This is a genomic window from Halobacillus faecis, assembly GCF_007991335.1.
Taxonomy (GTDB): domain Bacteria; phylum Bacillota; class Bacilli; order Bacillales; family Halobacillaceae; genus Halobacillus; species Halobacillus faecis.
Window position 1 is genome coordinate 1 of record NZ_BJYD01000020.1, and the last position, 20,790, is coordinate 20,790.

Genomic DNA, 20,790 nt, shown 5'->3' on the forward strand with positions numbered 1-20,790 from the left:
GCTCTCGCCTTGCGGGGTCTCACCTAGCACTCTTTTCCCGCAGGAGTCTCGCCATCCCCCTCCGCCCCTTGACATATGTGTTTTTCTCGAAACCCCTTCAACAAGTATCGAAGTTTGCAATAGTAACGTGAAGGTACAAAGGGTGTACTTTCTATTTTGAAAGCCTACTTCAGAGCGTATTATTCTTATACCCGTTGATGTTGGATCACCCCCCTACTAGGTAAAGGTGTTCGTTACTCACATGGATCGAATGAGTAGCTTCCTAACCACCCCTAACGCACAATACAGCAAACGAACCACGGGTATCTTGAACTCAAGTCATCCACAACCCTGCTGTGTTTGGATTTTTCTATTACTCATAAGCTTGTACGCTTTTGCATAAGTTGAAGCAAATGATGTGAATAGGAGGAAGTCCTCTTGAGAAGGTTCTTTTATGTAGCTGTGGCAATGACTTTACTACTTCCAACCTTTATGATGGATCAGGTACAAGCGAATCCTAATCTATCGGTATCTGCCGAGCGGGCCGTTTTAATGGATGCGGAATCGGGCCGGGTTTTATATGAAAAGAATGCCTATGATCCAACACTGATTGCCAGTACCACCAAAATCATGACCGCAATCATAGCGATTGAATCAGGGATGATGGAAGAAAAAGTGAAAGTAAGTAAAAGGGCCGTTTATACAGAAGGGTCCTCCATTTATTTAACAGAGAAAGAAAAAATCCCTTTGAAAGATTTGGTATATGGGTTAATGCTGAGGTCCGGAAATGATTCCGCTGTAGCGATTGCCGAACATGTGGGCGGGAGCGTCGAAGGTTTTGTGCAGCTGATGAATGAAAAAGCGGCATGGCTCGGAATGAATAACAGCCATTTCGAAAATCCCCACGGTTTGGATGGAGAAACCCATTATTCAAGTGCCTATGATTTGGGTTTGCTTATGGCGTACTCTATGAAAAATGATACGTTCCGTGAAGTGACCGGCAGCGAAATGTATCGTTCGGAAAATCGTGAATACTCATGGAAGAATAAAAATAAAATGCTGACTCAATATTATGAACCTACGAACGGCGGTAAAACTGGATTCACAAAAGCTGCTGGACGGACCTTGGTGACAAGTGCCCAAAAAGATGGCATGGAGCTGATCGCTGTCACTTTAAATGCTCCTGATGATTGGAATGATCATACAAGGATGTTCGAGTGGGGGTTCGATCATTTTGAAACGGTAAAACTTCAAAGTGAAGGTACCGTGGAAGTGAACGGTCAATCTTTATATATCCCAAGAGACATCTATTACCCTCTTACTTTATCTGAAAAAGAAGATCTTCAGGCAACATTCTATCGATATAATCAGCACGGGGAGTCAAATTTAGCGGGTGTCACGTACTTCATGGTCGGACAGACCCCATTAGTTGAAGCGCCTGTGTGGAATGAACGCCCTTCTCAATCCTTCTTTTCAGAAGTGAAAAACTTCTTGAACAGGATGATGGGGGTTGCGCCATGGTCAACTTAATTTGGGCATTCCTTGCTGTCACAGGTATTATCTATGCGGCTTTTAATGGGACGATGGAGGACGTGAATAAAGCGATTTTTTCGACATTGGATGAGGCGATTATGATTACGTTGAGCCTTGCAGGTGTTCTCATTTTTTGGCTGGGACTAATGAAAATTGCCGAAGAAGCAGGGCTCCTTGCCGGTTTGGCAAAAATCTTCCGTCCTCTTGTCACACGCCTTTTCCCTGAAATACCTAAAGACCACCCGGCGCTTGGTTACATTCTGTCCAATATGACGGCCAATATGTTCGGTCTTGGCAATGCAGCCACACCGATGGGATTGAAAGCGATGAAGGAACTAAAAAAACTGTCAGGTTCTGATACAGCGAGCCGGTCCATGATCACACTCCTTGCCATCAACACTTCATCCCTGACGCTTGTTCCGACGACCGTCATCGCAATCCGGATGAAGTACGATTCAGCGGACCCGACTTCCATCGTAGGTGCTACCATTTTGGCTACCATCATTTCTACCATCGCCGCTTTATTAATCGACCGTTATTTTCATTATAAAAGGGAGAGGGCGATGCGCTTATGATCAGCATATGGCTTATCCCATCGATCATCCTGCTTGTGCTGGTTACAGCAACTATCAAAAAGGTGCCTTCTTACGAAGTATTTGTGGAAGGGAGTAAAGAGGGGATTCAAATTGCCATCAGCTTACTTCCTTTTCTATTAGGGATGATGGTGTCGATTGCTGTGTTTCAGGCATCGGGTGCCATGGGGGCGATCGTGAAACTTTTTGAACCTCTTATGTCTCTGGTTGGAGCTCCAGCTGAAATTCTCCCTCTGGCTTTCATCCGGCCTATTTCAGGCACAGCCGCACTCAGTATGACGACAGAGCTGATCCGCACGTTTGGTCCTGACTCGTTCATCGGCCACCTCGCATCTGTGATGCAGGGAAGTACCGATACAACGCTCTATATTATCACGGTCTATTTTGGTGCTGTGGGGATCAAAAGAATGGGAGATGCTTTGAAAGTTGGACTGATGGCCGATTTGGTTGGTATAATAGCATCAATTGTCATTGTAATCATCCTATTTGGTTAATAGGGTGATTTTTTGTTCAAAACTTTATAGAATGTGTATAATGTAGAGGAACGGACAAGCCGCGCTTTGAGAGCGTGGCTTCGTTTCATGAAAAAAAGTGATTTCAAAGAAGGTTGGTGACGGTCGTATGGCAGATATGGAACGACTACAAAAGGTGATCGCCCACGCAGGTGTCGCATCACGAAGAAAAGCAGAAAAGTTGATTGTTGACGGTAAGGTGACAGTCAATGGCAAAGTAGTAACCGAATTAGGAACCAAGGTTGGTAAAAACGACGATGTTGAAGTAGAAGGCGTACTGATTGATAAAGAAGAGCCTGTCTACTATTTGTTATATAAACCGCGCGGTGTCATTTCGAGTGTCAGTGATGATAAAGGACGTAAAGTAGTTACAGACTTCTTACCGGAAGTTCGGGAGCGGATTTTCCCGATTGGCCGGCTGGATTACGATACGTCAGGATTGATTTTGTTAACGAACGATGGGGAATTTGCTAATTTACTCATGCACCCAAGTCATGAAGTGGACAAAGTGTATATCGCAAAAACCAAAGGCATTCCTACCAAAGAGCAACTGAAGCAGTTGAAGAAAGGAATGACTGTGGACGGGGAATATTTGAAAGCCGTCCATGCTAAAGTTAACTCGACGGATTCGAAGAAGAATACGGCCATCGTGCAAATCATTCTTCATGAAGGGAAAAACCGTCAAGTCCGTCGGATGTTCGAATCCCTAGGATATCCTGTCGACAAATTGAAGCGCGAACGGTATGGAACGCTGGACCTGCATGGTATGAACGCAGGAGACTATCGTCCATTGAAGCCGTTTGAAGTGAAGCAGCTTCGTGCACTTGCAGAAAAAACTGTTGAATAACGTTCAAATTTACAGCCTTCGATCAATGTTATAATGGTTTGGGAGTGAGTCATAATGAAGGAAGAAACCATTAGGAAAAAAAGAAAGCGCCTGATCTTTAGAACAGCTATGCTCGCCGTGATGGTCGGACTCGTCGTGTTCGCTCTCGTCGCGAACGGCAAGGATGAACAGTCAGTGATTGCCAAAGGGGAGAAAGCCCCTGACTTTCAATTGAAAAAATTCGGCACAGACGAGACAGTTCAATTAAGTGAACTCAGAGGAAAAGGCGTGATGGTCAACTTTTGGGCGACGTATTGTAAGCCATGTAAAGATGAAATGCCTTATATGGAAGAGTTGTATCCGGAGTACAAAGAGAAGGGTGTCGAAATTCTAGCTGTCAATTTGGATTCGACTGAACTTGTAGTGGAGAATTTTGTGAACGAATACAACCTGACCTTTCCTATTCTGCAAGACAAAAATGGAGAAGTGATGGATCTTTATAACATCGGTCCGATTCCTTCCACGCTATTCATCAATCCTGAAGGTGAAATCGAAGAGCAAGTCATTGGCCCACTGACGCTAGACAAACTTGAAGGCCACTTGCAAGAGATCGCACCGGAGGAATAGAGTCTACTTGACATTGTGAGGTTTTACTATGAAAGAGATTACCTGTGAATGTGGTCATGTGAATCCTGAAGGCACAGTGCTTTGTGAAGCTTGCGGGAAACCTGTGGAGCAGAACCAGCACATCGACGGTAATGAAGACAAAAAGCTGCTTAACATGCGCTACGATGGAAGTGCCCGTCGTTCTCAAACCTATAATCGTACGATCGTTGATAAAATATGGAACTTTTTCTCTTCCGTAAAAGTAGGGGTCACCCTGATCTTTATCACTGTCGTGGCATCTGCCATCGGTACGATTTTCCCTCAGTCCGTGTTTATTGGCGGGGCAGATCCTGCCACCCATTATAAGGATCAATACGGGATAGCCGGGCAGATTTATTATCAACTCGGATTTCATGACCTTTTCAGCTCGTGGTGGTATATGCTGTTGATTGCTATGATTGGCATATCCATCGTCATTGCATCGATCGACCGTTTCTTCCCGCTTTATAAAACTCTGAAAAGGCAGAAGCCAAAGCGTCATGAACTCTTCATGAAAAAACAGCGGGTGTTCGGAGAGACGAAATCGGATTCTATCGATTATGAAACATTCAAAGCCAATTTGAAAAAAAGACGCTTCAAGGTTTATGAACAAGATGGGCATATACTGGCAGAGAAGAACCGCTTTGCAAGGTGGGGGCCTTATGTCAATCATATCGGTCTTATTATTTTCCTATTAGGTGCATTACTCCGGTTCATTCCTGCTTTTTATGTCGATGAACATGTTTGGGTGAGAGAAGGGGAAACCACATTGATCCCTGGTACGGAAGGCGAGTACTATATAAAAAATGAGTCCTTTACTCTAGAAACCTATGATAAAGACAACCCGGATGATGCAAAATTTAAAGAAGCCATTGAAAATCAGGATGGACCGATTCCGAAAACGTTCCGGACAGACGCTGTTATTTATGAGCGGACGAATCAGGGAGTCGCTGGAGCTGATCCGGAGCTTGACGTGATCAAAGAAGGTTCAGCCACGTTAAATAATCCATTGAAGTTTGATGACTTTGCCCTTTATCAGGCGAGTTATCAATTGGACGAGTTTAGTGAAATGTCTTTCAAAATCCATGATCAGGATGATGAAGATACCAACTATGGCGAGTTCACAGTCGATTTAACGGACCCTCAATCTACATATGAGCTGGACGGCGGGTTCCGAATAGAGGTCGTGAATTATTTTCCAGAGTATGAAATGCAGGATGGTCAGCCCGCTTCCGTATCCAAGTATCCAAAGAACCCAGCTTTCGTATTCAATTTGTACCCACCTGGTGAAGAAACGCCAGAAACTAGTTTCCTAGGTATAGGAGCGAATATCGGCGCTGGGGAAAATAACCAATATAAACTTGGCCTTACAGGTTTCGATACGCGTGACGTCACAGGCTTGACCGTGAAAAAGGATCATACATTAGGAATCATTTCCCTGGGAGGCGCGATCTTTATGATCGGTGTGATCCAGGGAATGTATTGGAACCATCGCCGGATCTGGCTCCAGCCAAGGTCAGACGGAGCCTGGATTGCAGGACATACGAATAAAAACTGGTACGCCTTGAGAATGGAAATTGATAAGTCAATTGAAGGCACACACATCGAGGCCCCTCAGGACCAGTATGAAATGAAATCATAGAGTCAGGAGGATGAAATATGGATTGGACAGCCATAAGTGGCAATCTGCTGTACGCTGCTTTTTTCATCTATTTAATTGCGACTTTCTTCTTCGCGGGCACCATACGCGACAAAAAGAAAGGAACGAGCCGCGTCGCTGGAAATATCGGAATTACGCTTGCAATCATCGGTTTTACCACTCAAATCGGTTACTTTATTACCAGGTGGATCGCAAGTGGTCACGCCCCGATCAGTAACCTGTTTGAGTACACGACGTTTTTTGGAATGATGCTTGTATTTGCATTCATCGTTCTCTACTTTATTTACAAAGTGGATCTCTTAGGATTATTTGCCTTACCGATTGCCCTCTTACTGATTGCATTCGCAAGTATGTTCCCGACAGAGATTTCACCCCTGGTGCCATCGTTGCAGTCACACTGGTTATACATCCACGTAACAACGGCATCTCTTGGTCAAGGAATTTTATCCGTTAGTTTTGTGGCAGGTTTGATTTTCTTAATCAGCCAGGTGGACCAGAGCAAACGATCTAAACATACGATTTGGCTCGAAGTTGTCATTTATATTATTGCCGTAACTCTTGCTTTCATTATCGTTTCATCTTCATTCAGTGCCATGAATTACGAAGCGACCTTTGAAGCACCGATTGAAGGGCAACAGGCAGAGATTACGTACAATATGCCAGCCATTACAGGACCTTATAATGGAGAATTGATTAGTGAAGATACTATGTCGCCGTTGTTCCAGGCGCCGGAATGGATGCGCGGAGAGGATGCGGCTAAGAAATTCAACACCTTCCTGTGGGCACTTCTTGGTGGAGTGGTCATATACTGGGGGACAAGGCTGATCTTAAGAAAGCGGATCGCAGCAGCTATTCAACCACTCTTAAACAAAAAGGTGAATCCTGAACTTGTTGATGAAGTAAGCTACCGCGCCGTTGCCATCGGTTTCCCTGTATTTACACTGGGAGCACTCATCTTTGCCATGATATGGGCTCAACAGGCCTGGGATAGATTCTGGGGATGGGACCCGAAAGAAGTCTGGGCCCTGATTACTTTCTTCTTCTATGCGGCCTACCTTCATTTACGTCTGTCCAGAGGATGGCAGGGAATGAAGTCCGCATGGCTCGCAGTCGGTGGGTTTGGAATCATTATGTTCAATTTGATTGCGGTCAACCTAATTATTTCAGGCTTACATTCTTATGCATAAAACAAAAGGCAGGCGAGATTTTATAAACTCCGCCTGCCCTTTGTGTAAAGGATAAAGATCATGGCACCATAGGAGTACCATTTCTACGATTTGGAGGTTTTTATATGGATCAAGAAGCGAAAGTGTTAGTAGTGGATGACGAAGAACGAATCCGACGTCTGATTCGCATGTACCTTGAAAGAGAAGATTATGTTATAGATGAAGCGGAAGATGGGGAAGAAGCCCTGCAAAAAGCCCTTCAGAATGAATATGATGTGATCTTGCTCGACTTGATGCTTCCTGGTAAAGATGGGATTGAAGTGTGCAAAGAGCTCCGTGAAAAGAAAGCGACTCCTGTTATCATGCTTACGGCAAAAGGAGAAGAGGCCAATCGCGTGCAAGGTTTTGAAGTCGGGACGGACGACTATATCGTTAAACCATTCAGTCCAAGAGAAGTCGTTCTACGAGTGAAAGCACTCCTGCGCCGTTCTTCTTCAACGAAGTTCTTAGAGACGGAAACATCCGCCCGCAACGTGCTTGTTTTCCCTCATATGACCATTGATAATGACGCCCATCGTGTGACGGCTGATGGGAAGGAAGTGGCTTTGACACCGAAAGAGTACGAACTTCTTCACTACATGGCGCAGTCTCCGGATAAAGTTTTCGACAGGGAACAATTGCTGAAAGAAGTATGGCAGTATGAATTCTTCGGTGATCTTCGGACGGTGGATACACATGTCAAACGTCTTCGCGAAAAATTAAGCAAAGTCTCTGCAGAAGCAGCCGGGATGATTGTTACGGTTTGGGGAATCGGCTATAAGTTTGAGGTATCTGGTGACTGATGTTCTGGCGTAGTGTAGTCGGGAAGTTATGGTTCACCATCTTACTGTTGGTTTGTTTTGTCTTATTCATTTTAACTGTTCTCCTCCTCGAGTTCTTTCAAAACTATCATGTTGTTGAAGCAGAAAGGCATTTGCTGCAAACGGCGGATCGAATTTCAGATGTGGTGGATCGCTATGAACAAGAGGAAGACCTCTTACTTTCAACGACCGCCCTTGTCAAAGATCCGGCGAGTCGTGCGGTTATTGTAATGGGAGAGGGGGAGCAGCTGGTTTCGGAAAGTGATTCCGATTCTCTTCCCGTGCTTGACTATGCATGGTTTGAAAATGACGAAGATACAGCAACCGTTCTGAAAGAAGGCGCAGATGTAAAAAAAGTTGCGGATCTAGGAAATGGGGAAACAGGAGTCATGGTTGTCGGAACGCCGCTCAATAACCAGAATGGAGCGGTCTTTGTCTATCAATCCCTGGATACGATTGAAGAAACATCCGAGCAGACGACAAAAATCATATTCCTTGGTGCTGGCATTGCCATCGTATTAACGACCATCTTCGCTTTTTTCCTATCGACGCGTATCACGGCTCCTTTAATTAAAATGAGAGAAGGCGCACTCGAACTCGCTAAAGGCGAATTCAACACGAAAATCCCTATACGTACCCATGACGAAATTGGTGAATTGGCGATGGCCTTTAACCGGATGGGGCGGGAGTTGAAGTTTCATATCAATGCTTTGAATCAGGAAAAAGAGCAGCTTTCAGGAATTTTGAGATCGATGGCAGACGGCGTCATTACATTTAATCGTGAGGGGGATGTGCTCATTTCCAATCCTCCTGCGCAACAATATTTAGAAGCCTACGAATTTGAAACGGACGCTCCATCGCCCAACGCTGATCAGACATCCCTTCCAGAACCATTGAGGGAGTTGTTCAACGATGTCATTACAGATGAGAATGAATCCATGATCGAAATGACGTTACAGGGCAGGTCCTGGGTGATCATCATGACCCCATTATATGACAAGGAAAAAGTACGTGGAGCCGTTGCGGTTCTTCGGGACATGACAGAAGAAAGGCGACTGAACAAGTTACGCAAAGACTTTATCGCAAATGTATCTCATGAATTGCGAACCCCGATATCCATGCTTCAAGGTTACAGTGAAGCCATCGTGGATGACATTGCAGAATCAAAAGAGGACAAAAATGAGCTCGCACAAATTATTCATGATGAATCGTTGAGAATCGGCCGGCTCGTAAACGAGCTTCTGGATATAGCGCGAATGGAAGCGGGGCATATTCAGTTGAATGAAGAATCCGTGGAAATCGAGCCTTTTCTCAACAAAATCATACGTAAATTCAGCGGGATCGCCAAAGAAAAGTCCGTAGACCTGCAGTTGAAGGTAGAAGGAGAGTTCGGGTTCCTCAATTTTGATCCTGATCGTATTGAACAAGTGTTCACAAACTTGATTGATAATGCGATCCGACATTCCGACCCAGGCAGTGAGGTCCAGGTGATTCTTGAAAAAGATGAGAATGAGTGGGTTGCGAGTGTCAAAGACGCGGGGTACGGAATTGCGGAAGAAGATCTTCCATTCGTATTCGAGCGTTTTTATAAAGCGGATAAATCGAGAAAACGTGAAAATAAAAACTACAAAAAAGGCACAGGACTCGGGCTTGCCATTGCGAAGAACATCGTAGAAGCCCATGATGGGACCATTAGTGTGCATAGCAAATTGAAAGAAGGGACAACCTTCACTTTTAAGATTCCTTTTTCTCAGAAGGAAAAATAATGTTGCTATATTCGGAAAATTGTTGTAATCTTGTCTATGGAAACTTCATATGAAGAGGATTCAGGTGTCTGAAAAGACTTGATAGGGAATCTGGTGCAAAACCAGAACTGTCCTCGCAACTGTAAGTGTAGACGAAAAGGAATTTCCACTGTGCTGTCTGGCATGGGAAGGGTCCTGATTAGGATGACGCACAAGTCAGTAGACCTGCCTGATCCAATGTTTCAAAGCTTCGGGGATTGAGCATTTGAGACAACCGATCGGTATGACGTGTAACTTAGATCTTATCCTTTCGCTTGTCTTAAGCTTACCCTTGTAGAAGGGTAAGCTTTTTTTATGGAAGGAAAGCACTTTCCGATTACTACATACATGTCACATGGTTGTCTTCACTCTTCTCTCCTCCTGGCCGTGAAAAACAATAAAAAGGGAGAGATTGTCATGAAAAAATGGAACACTGTTTTAACAGCCATGATTCTAGCTGTTGCCGTACTAGCTGGATGTGGAACACAAGAGGAAAATGAAACATCCGCCACACAGGAAGAACAAGTACAGGAAGTTACGGTACAAGTTCAACTATCTAAAAACGATGGCGAAGAAATGATGGCAGAAGATGAAATTACGGTAGAAGAAGGAACCACCCTCATGGAAGTCATGGAAGATAACTATGAAGTGGAACAATCCGAAGGTTTTATCAACAGCATCGAAGGGGTTGCTGGTAATCAAGAAGAAAAAATGGCTTGGATGTACACGATTAACGGGGAAGAAGCCATGGTTGGAGCTAATGAGTACGAAGTAGAGGATGGAGACGAAATCGTTTTTGATTATCAATCCTGGGAATGATGCATCATGAATACGTATAAGCTCACATTGATTGCCATGCTCGCATCCTTAGCCATTGCAGGAAGGATGGCCTTCGCTCATTTGCCAAACATCCAGCCGGTGACCGCGATCATCATTATCGCTGGTTTCTGGCTCGGGCCTAGTGCTGGGATCCTTATAGCTTTGCTTACCACCTTTGTATCCAATGTATTGCTGGGCATGGGAGTATGGACGATTTGGCAGATCATCGCCTGGTCGATCATAGGAATCATTGCTGGACTACTAGGGAAATATTGGTCTAAATTGCCATCCTGGGGTCTCTCCATCTATGGCTTTATCAGTGGACTTTTCTTCGGGGTCATCCTTTCCCTGACAATGCGGGCAGCCGGACAGCCATTTTGGGCGTATTATTTAGCCGGCCTCCCGATGGATATCAATCATGCCATATCGAATACTGTATTCATATTGGCTTTATCTCCAATACTCGGAACACTCTTCCAACGCTATGAAAAAAGAAACGCCATATCGAAAGTATCTTAGCTACCCAAACCAAGGGTAGCTTTTTTGCTATCTTAACCTTGTCATATAGTCAAGGTAATGGCAGGATTGTAGAAGACTCGAATTCGAGATGTTTTGGGGTTCGTTTGCTGTATTGAGAGTCAGGGCTGGCTGGGAAGCTACTCGCTTTCCAGTGGGGAGTGGCGAGCTTCCTCGGACTTCGTCCTGCGGGATCTCGCCTATCTCCTTCTCCCACGGGAGTCTCGCAGCTTCCCAACCATCCCTTTCGATACATTTGAGAAATGCCCCCATAAATCGTTGGACCGTCACCCATAATCACTGTTTTATCATTGGAAAGGACTCTATAATAAGCTCTCAAAACGATATCCTGACTGGGATGTCCAACACCTCTTTTATGCCGGGGAGCTGCTTTTCAGGCAGTGGTTACGAGATACTTATTTGGCAAAGCGAGCTATTCCCCGCAGCCCCCACTCGCTCAACAATAGTATCGAACTGAGTCTTCCACAATCAAGAGCTATAATTGAAGTTGTGAAGGGGGGGAGGCAGGTGATTTTCTTTGGGAAACGCGGTTCCTTTTTCTTTTTTTGCATATTAAGATAGATAGTGTAACTTTTTCATACATAAAACGACTACTAAAGTGACCCAGGAGGTACCACCATTGCGAACGTTCTTTGACGAACTATATGAAAACTACCACCATGACCTGTTTCAGTTTCTGATCTATATGGTCAAGGACAGAAGTCTTGCCGAGGACTTGGTTCAGGATGTTTATGTAAGGGTCATGAAATCATACGATTCATTTAATGGGAAGAGCTCTGAGAAAACATGGTTGTTTTCCATAGCCAGACACGTAGCCATAGATTATTTTCGTAAACAAAAGAGAAAGAGAAACCGCTTCCTGGAGTTCTTTGACTGGACGGAGAAAGGCGAACAGATTAAAGATCAAAATAAAATGCCTGAAGAGATTGCTATTCAGAATGATGAAATTCAACAAGTCTATCAAGCGTTGGACAAATGTACGGTCGATCAGCGAAGTGTGTTGATTTTTCGTTTCATTCAGGGCCTGTCCATAATGGAAACAGCAGAAATCTTAAGCTGGAGTGAGAGTAAAGTGAAGACGACTCAGCATCGCGCCATGAAAGCTCTGAAAACAATACTAGATGAAATGGAAGAAGGGAGGGGAAATCGTGAAGAAGCGTAGTGATGAAGATATTAAGAAAGCATTAGGTAACCTCCCTTCTATGGAAGACCGCCAAACGAAAGACATGCTCTATCAAAAGGTTTCCTCACGCGTAAATAAGCCCAAAAGAAAAGCAGCTCCATGGCTGTTTCCAGGTTTAGCTACCATCGCTGTTTTGCTAGTGCTTGCCGTATTCATTCCTGTCTTTTTCAGTAACAATGGAATGCTTACGGTAGAAGAGTCGGCTGATCGTGCGAATGAGAATGCAGAATCATCAACAGCAAATGAAGAAACAACTCCTTCTTATGATTCTCCCCCTAAAGAAAGTGGAGAAGAAAATGCTGAAATCAAGGAAACTGAACCTTCAAGTGAGGAAAAAAATCTCCCTTCTGAAGATAATGATGAAGATCAGAGTCAAGAGAACGCATCAAAACTCGAAGAAAAACAAGAAGAGCCTGACACAGGGCTTGAATCACTTGTTTTAAGTAATGAACAAGATGGATATACAACACGTTCGTATCCAGGGAAAAATGCGGAAGTCATCCTTCCTATTCTTCAAAAGCAAGAGGCGTCATTTTCACTAGAAAGGTACGGTTTAGCAGAGAGAGCTATGGGAGAACTGGAATATCAGGTAGATGAAACAGAAGGTTTGGCTGTCGTTACGTTTCCTGATGGTTACAACGTTAGTGGCTCTGCATGGGCGAGCGCAATCGTTGAAAGCATTCGTTGGGACTTGGAAAACTTCAATTTGGATGAAATCATGGTTCAAACCGAGTCTGGTCATCCTGTTTCACTAGGAAGTTACGGAGAAATATCTGAAGTTCCTGTCATTCAAGAAGGAGAGTACATCTTTCAATTGTATCAATACGAAGATTCACCTGAACGTTTACTGGCTCCAATAACGGTGGACGGTTCTCCAACGTTTCAGGATGCTCTCTCTATGATGAAGGAAAGAGGAAGAGGTCTCTTTGTAACCCCGGCTGTCCCAGAACATGTTCAGTTCACTACAGCGACAATAGATGAAGGCGTTGTAAGTATTGATCTTCAACATGAATCATGGGCGAGTGAGCAGCAGCTCTTGACGATGGTTGAAGCCATCCTTGCAACTGCAGGTCAATTCGGTTTTGAAAAAGTGAAGTTCAATGGGGTGAATGTAAGCAAGTTTTCCACCTATGATCTTGAGGAGCCCATCGATGTCCCGCAAGGAATCAATCCTGTTGCCGAATAAGAACCTGAAACCCTCTGCAGATTTTGTGGAGGGTTCTTTTTACTCGGTGAGAAAATCATTAATTATTTCCTAGAGATATAAGCTATGGAAGGATAAAACCCTCCCCATTAAATCGATAAAAGTCTATGGGTCGATTCGAGCCACCACCGAGGCTTTGTTCTAGGAATGCCTCTCATGCTCATGTTAAAATAAAGGAACGTAGAAAAGGGGACGATAGGTGATGGATAAACACGAAGTGAGGAAACAGGTTTCCGAGAAGATTAAATTGATTCGTGTCGAACATGGATATACGCAGGACAGGATGGCAGAAATCCTCGGGTTATCAAAAAAAACCCTTGTCCAAATTGAGAAGCAAAGGACAATGGCAGGCTGGACAACCGTTGTCGCCGTTTGTGCGCTTTTTCAAGAAAGCGATGTTTTAAAAGGCATATTAGGGGATGCTCCTGTAGAAATCGTGGAAACCATTGCTCATGAGCAAGTGGAACCACAAGGGAAGAAGACGCTTGGAGGGAAAGTATGGTGGCAAACGATTGCCGAAGGAGAGAACTATATTCTTCAGCAGAATTTGATCAGTCACCATTATAGAATCATTGATTCAGAAGACTTTCGTATGTTCTCTACCATTGACCGGACCGAAGCGGAAATCCGTTTTGAAGAATTAGTCAAATAAAAAAGCCCCTTTGCTAAGGGGCTTTTCATCAACAGGTACATCACTCTTCGTATTTTAAAGGGTCCCCGTGAAATGGAGCAGAAGAAATTTTGATGGAATCTGTGGGACACCCTTCCAGTGCATCCTCCATATCCTCTTCGTACAGCTCAGGAACCTCTTCCGTTCCCTCATTATCATCAAGAACCGCATAAGCGATTCCTTCATCGTCGTAATCATATAAATCAGGGGCAGCAGCACCGCACGCCCCGCATGCAATGCAGGTTTCCTTATCTACGATTGTATATTTGGCCATAAAACGACCTCCTTCATGGGACATTCTGTATGATCGAGGCATTCATTACATAAGTACAACGTTTATTGTAAAACGCAGGTGAATGGTTTTCAACTATACCAGGTTGGACAAGTTGGAAAAAGGGGGGAGAATATGTTCGAACATTTGGTTTTGATATGTGTGGATCGGTTCAGAGGGGAGCGGACCGTCTCTGGGATTTATCATTTATTGAACGGAAAACGGTCTTCACAGACATTACAGGATGCCAAAGGATATGAACTGGACAGACTTTTTGGGATCTATCCATCGCTAAAGCGCGAGCAATTGGAAAGTCTGGTCCAATCATTGAAGGATGAGGGGCTGATCCAAATCAATGAACAATCCTTCCCATCTATGACACAGAAAGGGGTTCAGCGGCTGGCTTCGGTCCCGGTTCAAGAGATGAATTATTTTGATGGTATGGTCTGGCATGATGTGATTCCTACCTTCGTCAAAAGAGTCCATCTTTTATTACAAATGATGGCGAACTCCAAGGCAGGCATTCTCCATTATGTGCCCATCGTTGATGACTTTGGCACACAGCAATGGGTGCGGACGGTCTATCATCAATTCCAGGATAAACTACCTAAGATGGTGGGATCCATGTATGAAGAAATCCAACATTTATTAAAAAAGCATCCCTCGATTCAAGCGGATTTGTTCGTCTATCGTCTCACAGGGGGAGGCGTCATTGGAATGACCATTGATCAGCTAAAGCGGGAGTTCGAATTGACTATAGAAGATGTCGAGGTTATGCTGCAGCACACTTACTATTATTTATTCCTTGAATCGAAAAAGAGGAAAGAGCACTATCCTGTGCTGCACCTTTGTACAAAAGGTCTTGATGCCACCCATCTGATCACAAGGTCGGCAAGAAAGACGTATCAATATATTCAACAAGGATTAAGCATGCAGGAAATCATAAAGATAAGAAGATTGAAAAAAAGCACGATCCAGGACCACATTGTAGAATCAGCCTTAATCATTCCTGATTTTTCGATCACCTCTTTCTTGAATGAGGAAGACGTTCGAGAGATAAATAAAATAGGAAGTCAATTGAATACAAAAAAGCTAAAGCAAATCTATGAAGCTCTGGATGGAAAGTATGATTATTTCGAATTGCGCCTCGCATTAGCGAAAGGACAGCACGCAATAAAGGAAGGTATGACGCAGGATGAGGCATGATCTTAGTGCAATATTGAAAGAGAATTTCGGTTTTGACGAATTCCGGGAAGGACAGAGGGAAGTGATTACAGATGTCCTTGAAGGCAAAGATGTATTAGGCATCCTACCTACCGGAACAGGTAAATCGCTATGCTATCAACTTCCTGCTAAGGTCCTTGGTGGAACAACGCTTGTCGTATCTCCACTCATATCTTTGATGGTGGATCAGGTGAAGCAATTGAAAGCGTCCGGATATAAAGCAGTCACAGCTGTAAACAGCTTCATGGATCAGCCTGAAAGGAATGCAGTATTAAGGAACCTTCATAAATACTCTCTCGTTTATATTTCTCCAGAAATGCTGCAGAACGATTGGGTGCAGCAACGGTTTAAGCGCATGCGCGTCAATCTCTTTGTTATAGACGAAGCCCACTGCATATCTCAGTGGGGACATGAATTCAGAACGGATTATCTCAAACTTCATCAGGTCATAGAAAACCTGGGACATCCAACCGTGATGGCCCTGAGTGCAACAGCAACCCCTGATGTGCAGCAGGACATTATGGAAAAGCTGAAGATTCCCCACATGAAAAAGAGAATCTATCCGATGGATAAACAAAATATCAGTTTCGCTGTGGAAGAATGCACAAGTCCAGAAGAAAAAACAGATCGGATTGTTGAAGTCCTTAAGAAAAACCAAGCCCCGACGATGATCTATTTTTCCAGCCGGCAGTGGGCAGAAAAAGTCAGTTTTGAACTACGGGACCGGTTGAAGCAGAGAGTCGCTTTTTATCATGGGGGCATGGAACAAACGGATCGAATGCTGGTGCAGCAGCAATTCATGAACAATCAATTGGATGTCATTTGTTGTACGAGCGCCTTCGGAATGGGCGTTGACAAAAAAGATATTAGAATCGTTATACACTTTCATCTGCCCCCTCAACTGGAATCTTTTATCCAGGAGGTTGGCCGGGCAGGAAGAGACGGAGGAGCGGCTGTCAGTCTACTGCTCTTCACACGTCAGGACCATTATCTTCCCCAGCGGCTCATACAGAGTGAATTACCGGAGAAAAACGATCTTCAACGTGTATTTTCCTTTTTATCGAAAAAGGAAGGCGAAGAAGTACCGGAAGATGATGTTATGATCGAACACTTTGAATTGTCCGAGTCACAATGGAATTTTATCAAGTTTCAATTAGAGGAAGAAGGGGCGTTACAAGATGGGAGATTAGTAGGTGTGACGCCTGAATTCATTCAGGAAATTGATCGCTTCTTAGAGGAGCGATGGATGTATAAACATAACAAATTGAATGAAATGTTGAAGTGGATTCATGTATCCGATTGTCGCAGAGAGGCGTTGTATGAACCGTTTCAGGATATGGTTAGAAAGCCGACCGTCCCATGTTGTGATGAATGTGATTTTCGAATGGAGGATTTATCTTTCCAAGAAGAGAGTCAAACCTGTGATACATTCAGCTGGGAAGATCGGTTAAAGCTGATTTTTAAACAAGGAGACGGTTTATGAAACGAAAGAGTCAATCCGAATTGATCATGGAAATGAACGACAGGGAAATTACATTACAATTAATTCTTACGCAGTTGAGTATTCTAATCCTCGCTCTCATTGGCAGCGCATTTTTATTTGATGCCTTTTGGGCCGATTGGAGCAGTCAATTTGATTTTCACACGACCGAACTGCTCGTTTACGGTGTTATACCAGGACTTATGGTGCTTCTCATCGACCTTTTTCTCGTGTATCGTTTACCTCAAAGGATGTACGATGATGGCGGGATTAATGTCAAAGTATTTAAGAACCGTTCCAGTATAAGTATCATCGGAATTACTTTGTTGGTAGCGGTGAGTGAAGAAATGTTATTCCGAGGGGTCCTCCACGCAGAGTTTGGGTATGTCGTGGCAAGCGTGCTTTTTGCCGTCATGCACATTCGTTATTTAACGAAAATCGTGTTACTTGTTTCAGTATTATTCGTTAGTTTCTTTATTGGTTATATGTATGAGGTTACAGGTAATTTACTGGTGACCATAGTGGCACATTTCCTTATTGATGTTGTATTAGCCTTTTGGATACGTTTCGGAAAATGGGGGGAAGTCGATGAGTGAGCAGCATTCATCAGAAGATCAATCAGAAAATATGAGGGAACACAGAGAAAAGGGTGGGTTAGAAAAAGAAGAATTGGACATCCTGGATCTGCCACCAAGAAAGGATGTCCACGAAGGCAAGAAAGAGAAGACGAGATGGAGGATCCATGCGATTTGGATGCGCTTCCTTTTAGTCATTCTTCTTATCTTGATCATTGTGATTCTGTCCTATCCATACTGGGATGAGTGGTTCGGACAACCATTACCCGAACCGTCTATCATAGAAGAATCGCCCTACCATGAACGAATCACGGTAGAGCGGTAACGGTTAGAAAAATTGTTTTCGATCCCTTTCGAACTTAAGTATCTCGACAGCTTCTCTGAACCTTTGAGAATGAACCACTTCTCGTTCGCGTAAAAATTTCAAACTGTCATTCAAGCATGGGTCATCCGACATGTTGATGATCCACTGATAGGTAGCCCGAGCTTTCTCTTCAGCAGCAATATCCTCATAAAGGTCCGCAATCGGATCCCCTTTCGCCTGGATGTAAGTGGCTGTCCACGGGCTCCCTGCCGCGTTATTATAATACAAGGCATGATCGTGGTTTGCATAATGGGCACCAAGACCAGCCGCTTTCATTTGTTCCGGTGTCGCATCTTTCGTAAGTTTATAGATCATCGTCGCAATCATTTCCAAATGGGCGAATTCCTCTGTCCCAATGTCTGTCAAGAGTCCAATCACTTTATCTGGAATACTATACCGCTGGTTCAAGTAACGAAGGGCTGCGGATAATTCGCCGTCCGCTCCTCCATACTGTTCGATTAAATATTTTGCAAGCCTCGGGTTGCATTCCGTTACTTTGACAGGATATTGCAGCTTCTTTTCATAATACCACATATGCGCCCTCCTATTTCCTTCATAAATGAAGGGTTATAACTGCCATGGCCACGGGCTGTCTCCCCAGTTCCAAGGATATCCTGAAAAGCTGCCTCCATATTGTCTTAACGGCCCGAAGCGCTGCTCATAGGCAGATTTAAGATCCCTGCTCTCTACGGCGAGCTGATTGAACTGCTGGATCGCCTGAGTGTCCTGTGGATGTGTGTCCAGGTAAAGAGTAAGTTCCACTAAAGCGAAATCCACCATCTGAATTTTTTCCATTAAAGCATACCGCTCTTTCGCAGGATCGGTCGCCTGTTTCATCTTTTTGCTCCTTTCTCTGAAGGTGTAGGGTATGGATCGTACAAAGCCGGCCAAAGTGTTCCTTTATACAAGGCTTCTTTAATTGGAAATTGCTGCAAGTTTGGAGGCTGAAAACCCAGGTAAAGGTTAGGTGGTGTCTGGTAACAAACCGTCCCTCTTGGTGGACAAGGATCAAAAGGGCCGTGGTAAGGCTGATAGCATTTAATTGGTGTGTACATCCAAAATCACATCCTTTTCCTTGGAATTTTATGTGCACCTTTCTTGTCCTATTCGACTAAGGGAGGAGATTCCCCCTCTCGTGGCGAAATGATTACCGTGCAAATCAAAAGAAGAGGTGAGTGTATGTTTGTTAAAGGAATTATGAAACCCGCCCACAAATCTTTCACGGCTGAATCATCCGCTTCACTTTCAGAGATTTTGAAAGTGCTTGATGAGAAAGATATTGAGGCCATGCCTGTCTTGACATCTGGTCAATTTATAGGAATGATTTCTAAAGAAATTATTTTCCGGGCTCACTTTAATTCAGAAGAAGGAATGGATCGCAGAACGTTTCTTAGTGAGACCACTGCGGGTGATGTTGCCATGCATGAAGATTATTTTATTCACGATGAAGAGGTTTTTGAACGAACACTTCCTATGTTCAAAGGTTTTTCCGTACTGGCTGTCGTCACCCCATCCAAGAAGTTTCTCGGTCTTGTGACAAGATTTGATGTCATCGAACAGTTCGAAAGCGCGTTCGGGGTCAATAAAAAAGGGGTAAGGATTGCCTTCACTTCTGAGGAATCATCAGGCAGGATCGAAAGACTTGGGGATATTATTAAAAGTTACCATGAAAACGTGATTTCACTTGCCACTTTTGATGAATCCGATAAGCTTGCCAGAAGAATTGTCTTAAAAATTGAAGATAATGATAATATTGATGCGTTTACGAGGAAACTGGAAAAGACAGGCTTTAGAATTTTGAGCGTAAAGTACGTATGAGGGAGTGCGAACCTTACGTGCAAATTTTTATCAAGACATAAGAATGGATCAAAACCGCTCTCCATGTGTCATGAGGAGCGGTTTTCTTATATCAAATATTCAGCCAGCATCCATACCTTACTTCTTGTTACAAAGGCATTTCAGGGATCCGTGTTAGAATTCTTATGTTTAGGTTTTATTAGACTCTGTCGTTTATGATAATATAAAAGTTCTAAAACGATGGTGAGGGGGTGCGCTATGCTGGAGGTTCTGTTTTTTGTCCTCATAGGTGGAGTCATTCTGTTGGTTTATATGTTTCTTTTGGCAGAACACGATCATTTACGAGAAAAACGACTGCCCTGTAGAGGGGTGAGTGCTCACCAAAAGGTTCAACTATTATTCATTAGTGATATACATAACCGTAGATTAAAAAAAGAGACGTTCAAAAAAATACAATCCGTTGATCTCGTTATCATCGGGGGAGATTTTGTGGATAATCGGACATCTTACGAACGCTTTATGTACAACCTATCTATATTAAAGAAATGGGGGGCGCCTGTTTATTTCGTTCCTGGTAATAATGATCATGAGTGGAAGTTTGGATCATTCCTGGATGAATTAATGAAGCAAGATGTCATTCCCCTCTCCAATGAGGATGAGCGTGTAGAGTTGTCAAATGGAACACCCGTGGTATTAAGTGCTCTGGATCCTTATTTTATGAAACCAAATCGGAATGCCTCCTACTTAGAGGATGAAGAGTGCCTGCAGATTCTTTGTGTCCATGATCCGTATGTTTTCAAACGGATCAATCGGGAGGCCAAGGGAAGGTTTGATCTGGTTTTAAGTGGACACACACATGGTGGACAAATCCGGCTGCTTGGTTTCGGACCTTATGAACGGGGCGGCTGGAAGACCAATGAAGACCAGCCTTTCCTTGTCAGTGAAGGATATGGAACATCATTGCTGCCTCTACGTCTTGGGACGAGAGCGGAATGCCACTGGATCGAATTAACTCCAAAAAATTAGGCCTACTTTCAAAGCATTTAGGAGAATATTGAAATTTTACACACATTCTTGACTTCCTATATAATAGAAGAAAATGGACAGG

The 20,790-nt window shown here is 43.8% G+C and carries 24 protein-coding genes and 1 riboswitch; of the genes, 20 read left to right on the plus strand and 4 right to left on the minus strand.

What is annotated here, in order from left to right; translation table 11 throughout:
- The first annotated feature begins 447 nt into the window (after positions 1 to 447).
- The 14 genes from HFA01_RS10385 to HFA01_RS10450 all read left to right on the plus strand — a co-directional run bounded on the left by HFA01_RS10385 (position 448) and on the right by HFA01_RS10450 (position 13,953).
- Positions 448 to 1,509, plus strand: a complete 1,062-nt coding sequence (locus tag HFA01_RS10385) for a D-alanyl-D-alanine carboxypeptidase family protein (RefSeq protein ID WP_146816145.1) — start codon at positions 448 to 450, stop codon at positions 1,507 to 1,509.
- Positions 1,497 to 2,087, plus strand: a complete 591-nt coding sequence (locus HFA01_RS10390) for a nucleoside recognition domain-containing protein (protein WP_146815953.1) — start codon at positions 1,497 to 1,499, stop codon at positions 2,085 to 2,087. Before HFA01_RS10385 ends, HFA01_RS10390 begins: the two co-directional genes overlap by 13 nt.
- Positions 2,084 to 2,599 (plus strand): spore maturation protein, encoded by a 516-nt coding sequence (locus tag HFA01_RS10395; RefSeq protein ID WP_146815955.1) that lies wholly within the window; start codon positions 2,084 to 2,086, stop codon positions 2,597 to 2,599. Before HFA01_RS10390 ends, HFA01_RS10395 begins: the two co-directional genes overlap by 4 nt.
- A 136-nt stretch (positions 2,600 to 2,735) precedes the next feature.
- Positions 2,736 to 3,464 carry a pseudouridine synthase gene (locus HFA01_RS10400; RefSeq protein ID WP_146816147.1) on the plus strand — a complete coding sequence of 243 codons (729 nt, stop codon included), beginning with the start codon at positions 2,736 to 2,738 and terminating at the stop codon, positions 3,462 to 3,464.
- Between the two features lie 54 nt (positions 3,465 to 3,518).
- Complete coding sequence (gene resA / locus HFA01_RS10405) at positions 3,519 to 4,070, plus strand: thiol-disulfide oxidoreductase ResA (protein ID WP_146815957.1); 552 nt, start codon at positions 3,519 to 3,521, stop codon at positions 4,068 to 4,070.
- A gap of 28 nt (positions 4,071 to 4,098) precedes the next feature.
- Complete coding sequence (resB, locus tag HFA01_RS10410) at positions 4,099 to 5,730, plus strand: cytochrome c biogenesis protein ResB (protein ID WP_146815959.1); 1,632 nt, start codon at positions 4,099 to 4,101, stop codon at positions 5,728 to 5,730.
- 17 nt (positions 5,731 to 5,747) lie between these two features.
- Positions 5,748 to 6,935, plus strand: a complete 1,188-nt coding sequence (ccsB, locus tag HFA01_RS10415; RefSeq protein ID WP_146815961.1) for a c-type cytochrome biogenesis protein CcsB — start codon at positions 5,748 to 5,750, stop codon at positions 6,933 to 6,935.
- 104 nt (positions 6,936 to 7,039) lie between these two features.
- Positions 7,040 to 7,756 (plus strand): response regulator transcription factor, encoded by a 717-nt coding sequence (locus tag HFA01_RS10420; RefSeq protein WP_146815963.1) that lies wholly within the window; start codon positions 7,040 to 7,042, stop codon positions 7,754 to 7,756.
- Positions 7,756 to 9,540: an ATP-binding protein gene (locus tag HFA01_RS10425; RefSeq protein ID WP_174787821.1), complete on the plus strand. Its 1,785-nt coding sequence runs from the start codon at positions 7,756 to 7,758 to the stop codon at positions 9,538 to 9,540. Before HFA01_RS10420 ends, HFA01_RS10425 begins: the two co-directional genes overlap by 1 nt.
- A 45-nt stretch (positions 9,541 to 9,585) precedes the next feature.
- Positions 9,586 to 9,766, plus strand: a riboswitch (cobalamin riboswitch).
- 209 nt (positions 9,767 to 9,975) lie between these two features.
- Positions 9,976 to 10,377: a DUF4430 domain-containing protein gene (locus tag HFA01_RS10430; RefSeq protein ID WP_146815966.1), complete on the plus strand. Its 402-nt coding sequence runs from the start codon at positions 9,976 to 9,978 to the stop codon at positions 10,375 to 10,377.
- Positions 10,378 to 10,383: 6 nt separating this feature from the next.
- The gene (locus HFA01_RS10435; RefSeq protein WP_146815968.1) at positions 10,384 to 10,896 is read left to right on the plus strand and encodes an ECF transporter S component; all 513 of its coding nucleotides are present in this window, start codon (positions 10,384 to 10,386) and stop codon (positions 10,894 to 10,896) included.
- Between the two features lie 637 nt (positions 10,897 to 11,533).
- A complete protein-coding gene (sigX, locus tag HFA01_RS10440) occupies positions 11,534 to 12,076 on the plus strand; it encodes an RNA polymerase sigma factor SigX (protein WP_146815970.1) in 543 nt (180 codons plus the stop codon).
- A complete protein-coding gene (locus HFA01_RS10445) occupies positions 12,063 to 13,283 on the plus strand; it encodes a hypothetical protein (protein WP_146815972.1) in 1,221 nt (406 codons plus the stop codon). The genes sigX and HFA01_RS10445 overlap by 14 nt, the downstream gene beginning before the upstream one ends.
- Positions 13,284 to 13,503: 220 nt before the next feature.
- Positions 13,504 to 13,953, plus strand: a complete 450-nt coding sequence (locus HFA01_RS10450; protein ID WP_146816149.1) for a helix-turn-helix transcriptional regulator — start codon at positions 13,504 to 13,506, stop codon at positions 13,951 to 13,953.
- Between the two features lie 40 nt (positions 13,954 to 13,993).
- Here the strand turns inward: HFA01_RS10450 and HFA01_RS10455 are convergent, their stop codons facing one another.
- Positions 13,994 to 14,245 carry a ferredoxin gene (locus tag HFA01_RS10455; RefSeq protein WP_146815974.1) on the minus strand — a complete coding sequence of 84 codons (252 nt, stop codon included), beginning with the start codon at positions 14,243 to 14,245 and terminating at the stop codon, positions 13,994 to 13,996.
- Between the two features lie 132 nt (positions 14,246 to 14,377).
- Here HFA01_RS10455 and HFA01_RS10460 point away from each other — a divergent pair, with 132 nt between their 5' ends.
- The 4 genes from HFA01_RS10460 to HFA01_RS10475 are packed head-to-tail and all read left to right on the plus strand — an operon-like array spanning position 14,378 to position 17,846.
- Positions 14,378 to 15,448, plus strand: a complete 1,071-nt coding sequence (locus tag HFA01_RS10460; protein WP_146815976.1) for a YpbB family protein — start codon at positions 14,378 to 14,380, stop codon at positions 15,446 to 15,448.
- On the plus strand, positions 15,438 to 16,949 hold the full coding sequence (locus tag HFA01_RS10465; protein ID WP_146815978.1) for a RecQ family ATP-dependent DNA helicase: 1,512 nt from the start codon (positions 15,438 to 15,440) through the stop codon (positions 16,947 to 16,949). The genes HFA01_RS10460 and HFA01_RS10465 overlap by 11 nt, the downstream gene beginning before the upstream one ends.
- A complete protein-coding gene (locus HFA01_RS10470) occupies positions 16,946 to 17,542 on the plus strand; it encodes a CPBP family intramembrane glutamic endopeptidase (protein ID WP_146815980.1) in 597 nt (198 codons plus the stop codon). The genes HFA01_RS10465 and HFA01_RS10470 overlap by 4 nt, the downstream gene beginning before the upstream one ends.
- A complete protein-coding gene (locus HFA01_RS10475) occupies positions 17,535 to 17,846 on the plus strand; it encodes a hypothetical protein (protein ID WP_146815982.1) in 312 nt (103 codons plus the stop codon). The genes HFA01_RS10470 and HFA01_RS10475 overlap by 8 nt, the downstream gene beginning before the upstream one ends.
- A gap of 3 nt (positions 17,847 to 17,849) precedes the next feature.
- Here HFA01_RS10475 and HFA01_RS10480 read toward each other — a convergent pair whose 3' ends face one another.
- From HFA01_RS10480 to HFA01_RS10490, 3 genes are read right to left on the minus strand one after another with little or no spacing between them, the layout of a single operon-like run.
- Positions 17,850 to 18,419 carry a manganese catalase family protein gene (locus tag HFA01_RS10480; protein ID WP_146815984.1) on the minus strand — a complete coding sequence of 190 codons (570 nt, stop codon included), beginning with the start codon at positions 18,417 to 18,419 and terminating at the stop codon, positions 17,850 to 17,852.
- Between the two features lie 33 nt (positions 18,420 to 18,452).
- The gene (locus HFA01_RS10485; protein WP_146815986.1) at positions 18,453 to 18,722 is read right to left on the minus strand and encodes a spore coat protein CotJB; all 270 of its coding nucleotides are present in this window, start codon (positions 18,720 to 18,722) and stop codon (positions 18,453 to 18,455) included.
- Positions 18,719 to 18,940: a spore coat associated protein CotJA gene (locus HFA01_RS10490; RefSeq protein WP_146815988.1), complete on the minus strand. Its 222-nt coding sequence runs from the start codon at positions 18,938 to 18,940 to the stop codon at positions 18,719 to 18,721. The genes HFA01_RS10485 and HFA01_RS10490 overlap by 4 nt, the downstream gene beginning before the upstream one ends.
- 124 nt (positions 18,941 to 19,064) lie before the next feature.
- Between HFA01_RS10490 and HFA01_RS10495 the strand changes: the two genes are divergently transcribed.
- Positions 19,065 to 19,703, plus strand: a complete 639-nt coding sequence (locus HFA01_RS10495; RefSeq protein WP_146815990.1) for a CBS domain-containing protein — start codon at positions 19,065 to 19,067, stop codon at positions 19,701 to 19,703.
- 237 nt (positions 19,704 to 19,940) lie between these two features.
- Positions 19,941 to 20,708 carry a metallophosphoesterase gene (locus tag HFA01_RS10500; RefSeq protein ID WP_167506221.1) on the plus strand — a complete coding sequence of 256 codons (768 nt, stop codon included), beginning with the start codon at positions 19,941 to 19,943 and terminating at the stop codon, positions 20,706 to 20,708.
- The last annotated feature ends 82 nt before the right edge of the window (positions 20,709 to 20,790 follow it).

Excerpts from the sequence above, each read along its gene's own strand:
- HFA01_RS10385 (WP_146816145.1), top strand. The coding sequence starts at position 448 with ATGACTTTACTACTTCCAACCTTTATGATGGATCAGGTACAAGCGAAT.
- HFA01_RS10390 (WP_146815953.1), top strand. The coding sequence starts at position 1,497 with ATGGTCAACTTAATTTGGGCATTCCTTGCTGTCACAGGTATTATCTAT.
- HFA01_RS10395 (WP_146815955.1), top strand. The coding sequence starts at position 2,084 with ATGATCAGCATATGGCTTATCCCATCGATCATCCTGCTTGTGCTGGTT.
- HFA01_RS10400 (WP_146816147.1), top strand. The coding sequence starts at position 2,736 with ATGGAACGACTACAAAAGGTGATCGCCCACGCAGGTGTCGCATCACGA.
- resA (WP_146815957.1), top strand. The coding sequence starts at position 3,519 with ATGAAGGAAGAAACCATTAGGAAAAAAAGAAAGCGCCTGATCTTTAGA.
- resB (WP_146815959.1), top strand. The coding sequence starts at position 4,099 with ATGAAAGAGATTACCTGTGAATGTGGTCATGTGAATCCTGAAGGCACA.
- ccsB (WP_146815961.1), top strand. The coding sequence starts at position 5,748 with ATGGATTGGACAGCCATAAGTGGCAATCTGCTGTACGCTGCTTTTTTC.
- HFA01_RS10420 (WP_146815963.1), top strand. The coding sequence starts at position 7,040 with ATGGATCAAGAAGCGAAAGTGTTAGTAGTGGATGACGAAGAACGAATC.
- HFA01_RS10425 (WP_174787821.1), top strand. The coding sequence starts at position 7,756 with ATGTTCTGGCGTAGTGTAGTCGGGAAGTTATGGTTCACCATCTTACTG.
- HFA01_RS10430 (WP_146815966.1), top strand. The coding sequence starts at position 9,976 with ATGAAAAAATGGAACACTGTTTTAACAGCCATGATTCTAGCTGTTGCC.
- HFA01_RS10435 (WP_146815968.1), top strand. The coding sequence starts at position 10,384 with ATGAATACGTATAAGCTCACATTGATTGCCATGCTCGCATCCTTAGCC.
- HFA01_RS10450 (WP_146816149.1), top strand. The coding sequence starts at position 13,504 with ATGGATAAACACGAAGTGAGGAAACAGGTTTCCGAGAAGATTAAATTG.
- HFA01_RS10455 (WP_146815974.1), bottom strand. The coding sequence starts at position 14,245 with ATGGCCAAATATACAATCGTAGATAAGGAAACCTGCATTGCATGCGGG.
- HFA01_RS10460 (WP_146815976.1), top strand. The coding sequence starts at position 14,378 with ATGTTCGAACATTTGGTTTTGATATGTGTGGATCGGTTCAGAGGGGAG.
- HFA01_RS10465 (WP_146815978.1), top strand. The coding sequence starts at position 15,438 with ATGAGGCATGATCTTAGTGCAATATTGAAAGAGAATTTCGGTTTTGAC.
- HFA01_RS10470 (WP_146815980.1), top strand. The coding sequence starts at position 16,946 with ATGAAACGAAAGAGTCAATCCGAATTGATCATGGAAATGAACGACAGG.
- HFA01_RS10475 (WP_146815982.1), top strand. The coding sequence starts at position 17,535 with ATGAGTGAGCAGCATTCATCAGAAGATCAATCAGAAAATATGAGGGAA.
- HFA01_RS10480 (WP_146815984.1), bottom strand. The coding sequence starts at position 18,419 with ATGTGGTATTATGAAAAGAAGCTGCAATATCCTGTCAAAGTAACGGAA.
- HFA01_RS10485 (WP_146815986.1), bottom strand. The coding sequence starts at position 18,722 with ATGAAACAGGCGACCGATCCTGCGAAAGAGCGGTATGCTTTAATGGAA.
- HFA01_RS10490 (WP_146815988.1), bottom strand. The coding sequence starts at position 18,940 with ATGTACACACCAATTAAATGCTATCAGCCTTACCACGGCCCTTTTGAT.
- HFA01_RS10495 (WP_146815990.1), top strand. The coding sequence starts at position 19,065 with ATGTTTGTTAAAGGAATTATGAAACCCGCCCACAAATCTTTCACGGCT.
- HFA01_RS10500 (WP_167506221.1), top strand. The coding sequence starts at position 19,941 with ATGCTGGAGGTTCTGTTTTTTGTCCTCATAGGTGGAGTCATTCTGTTG.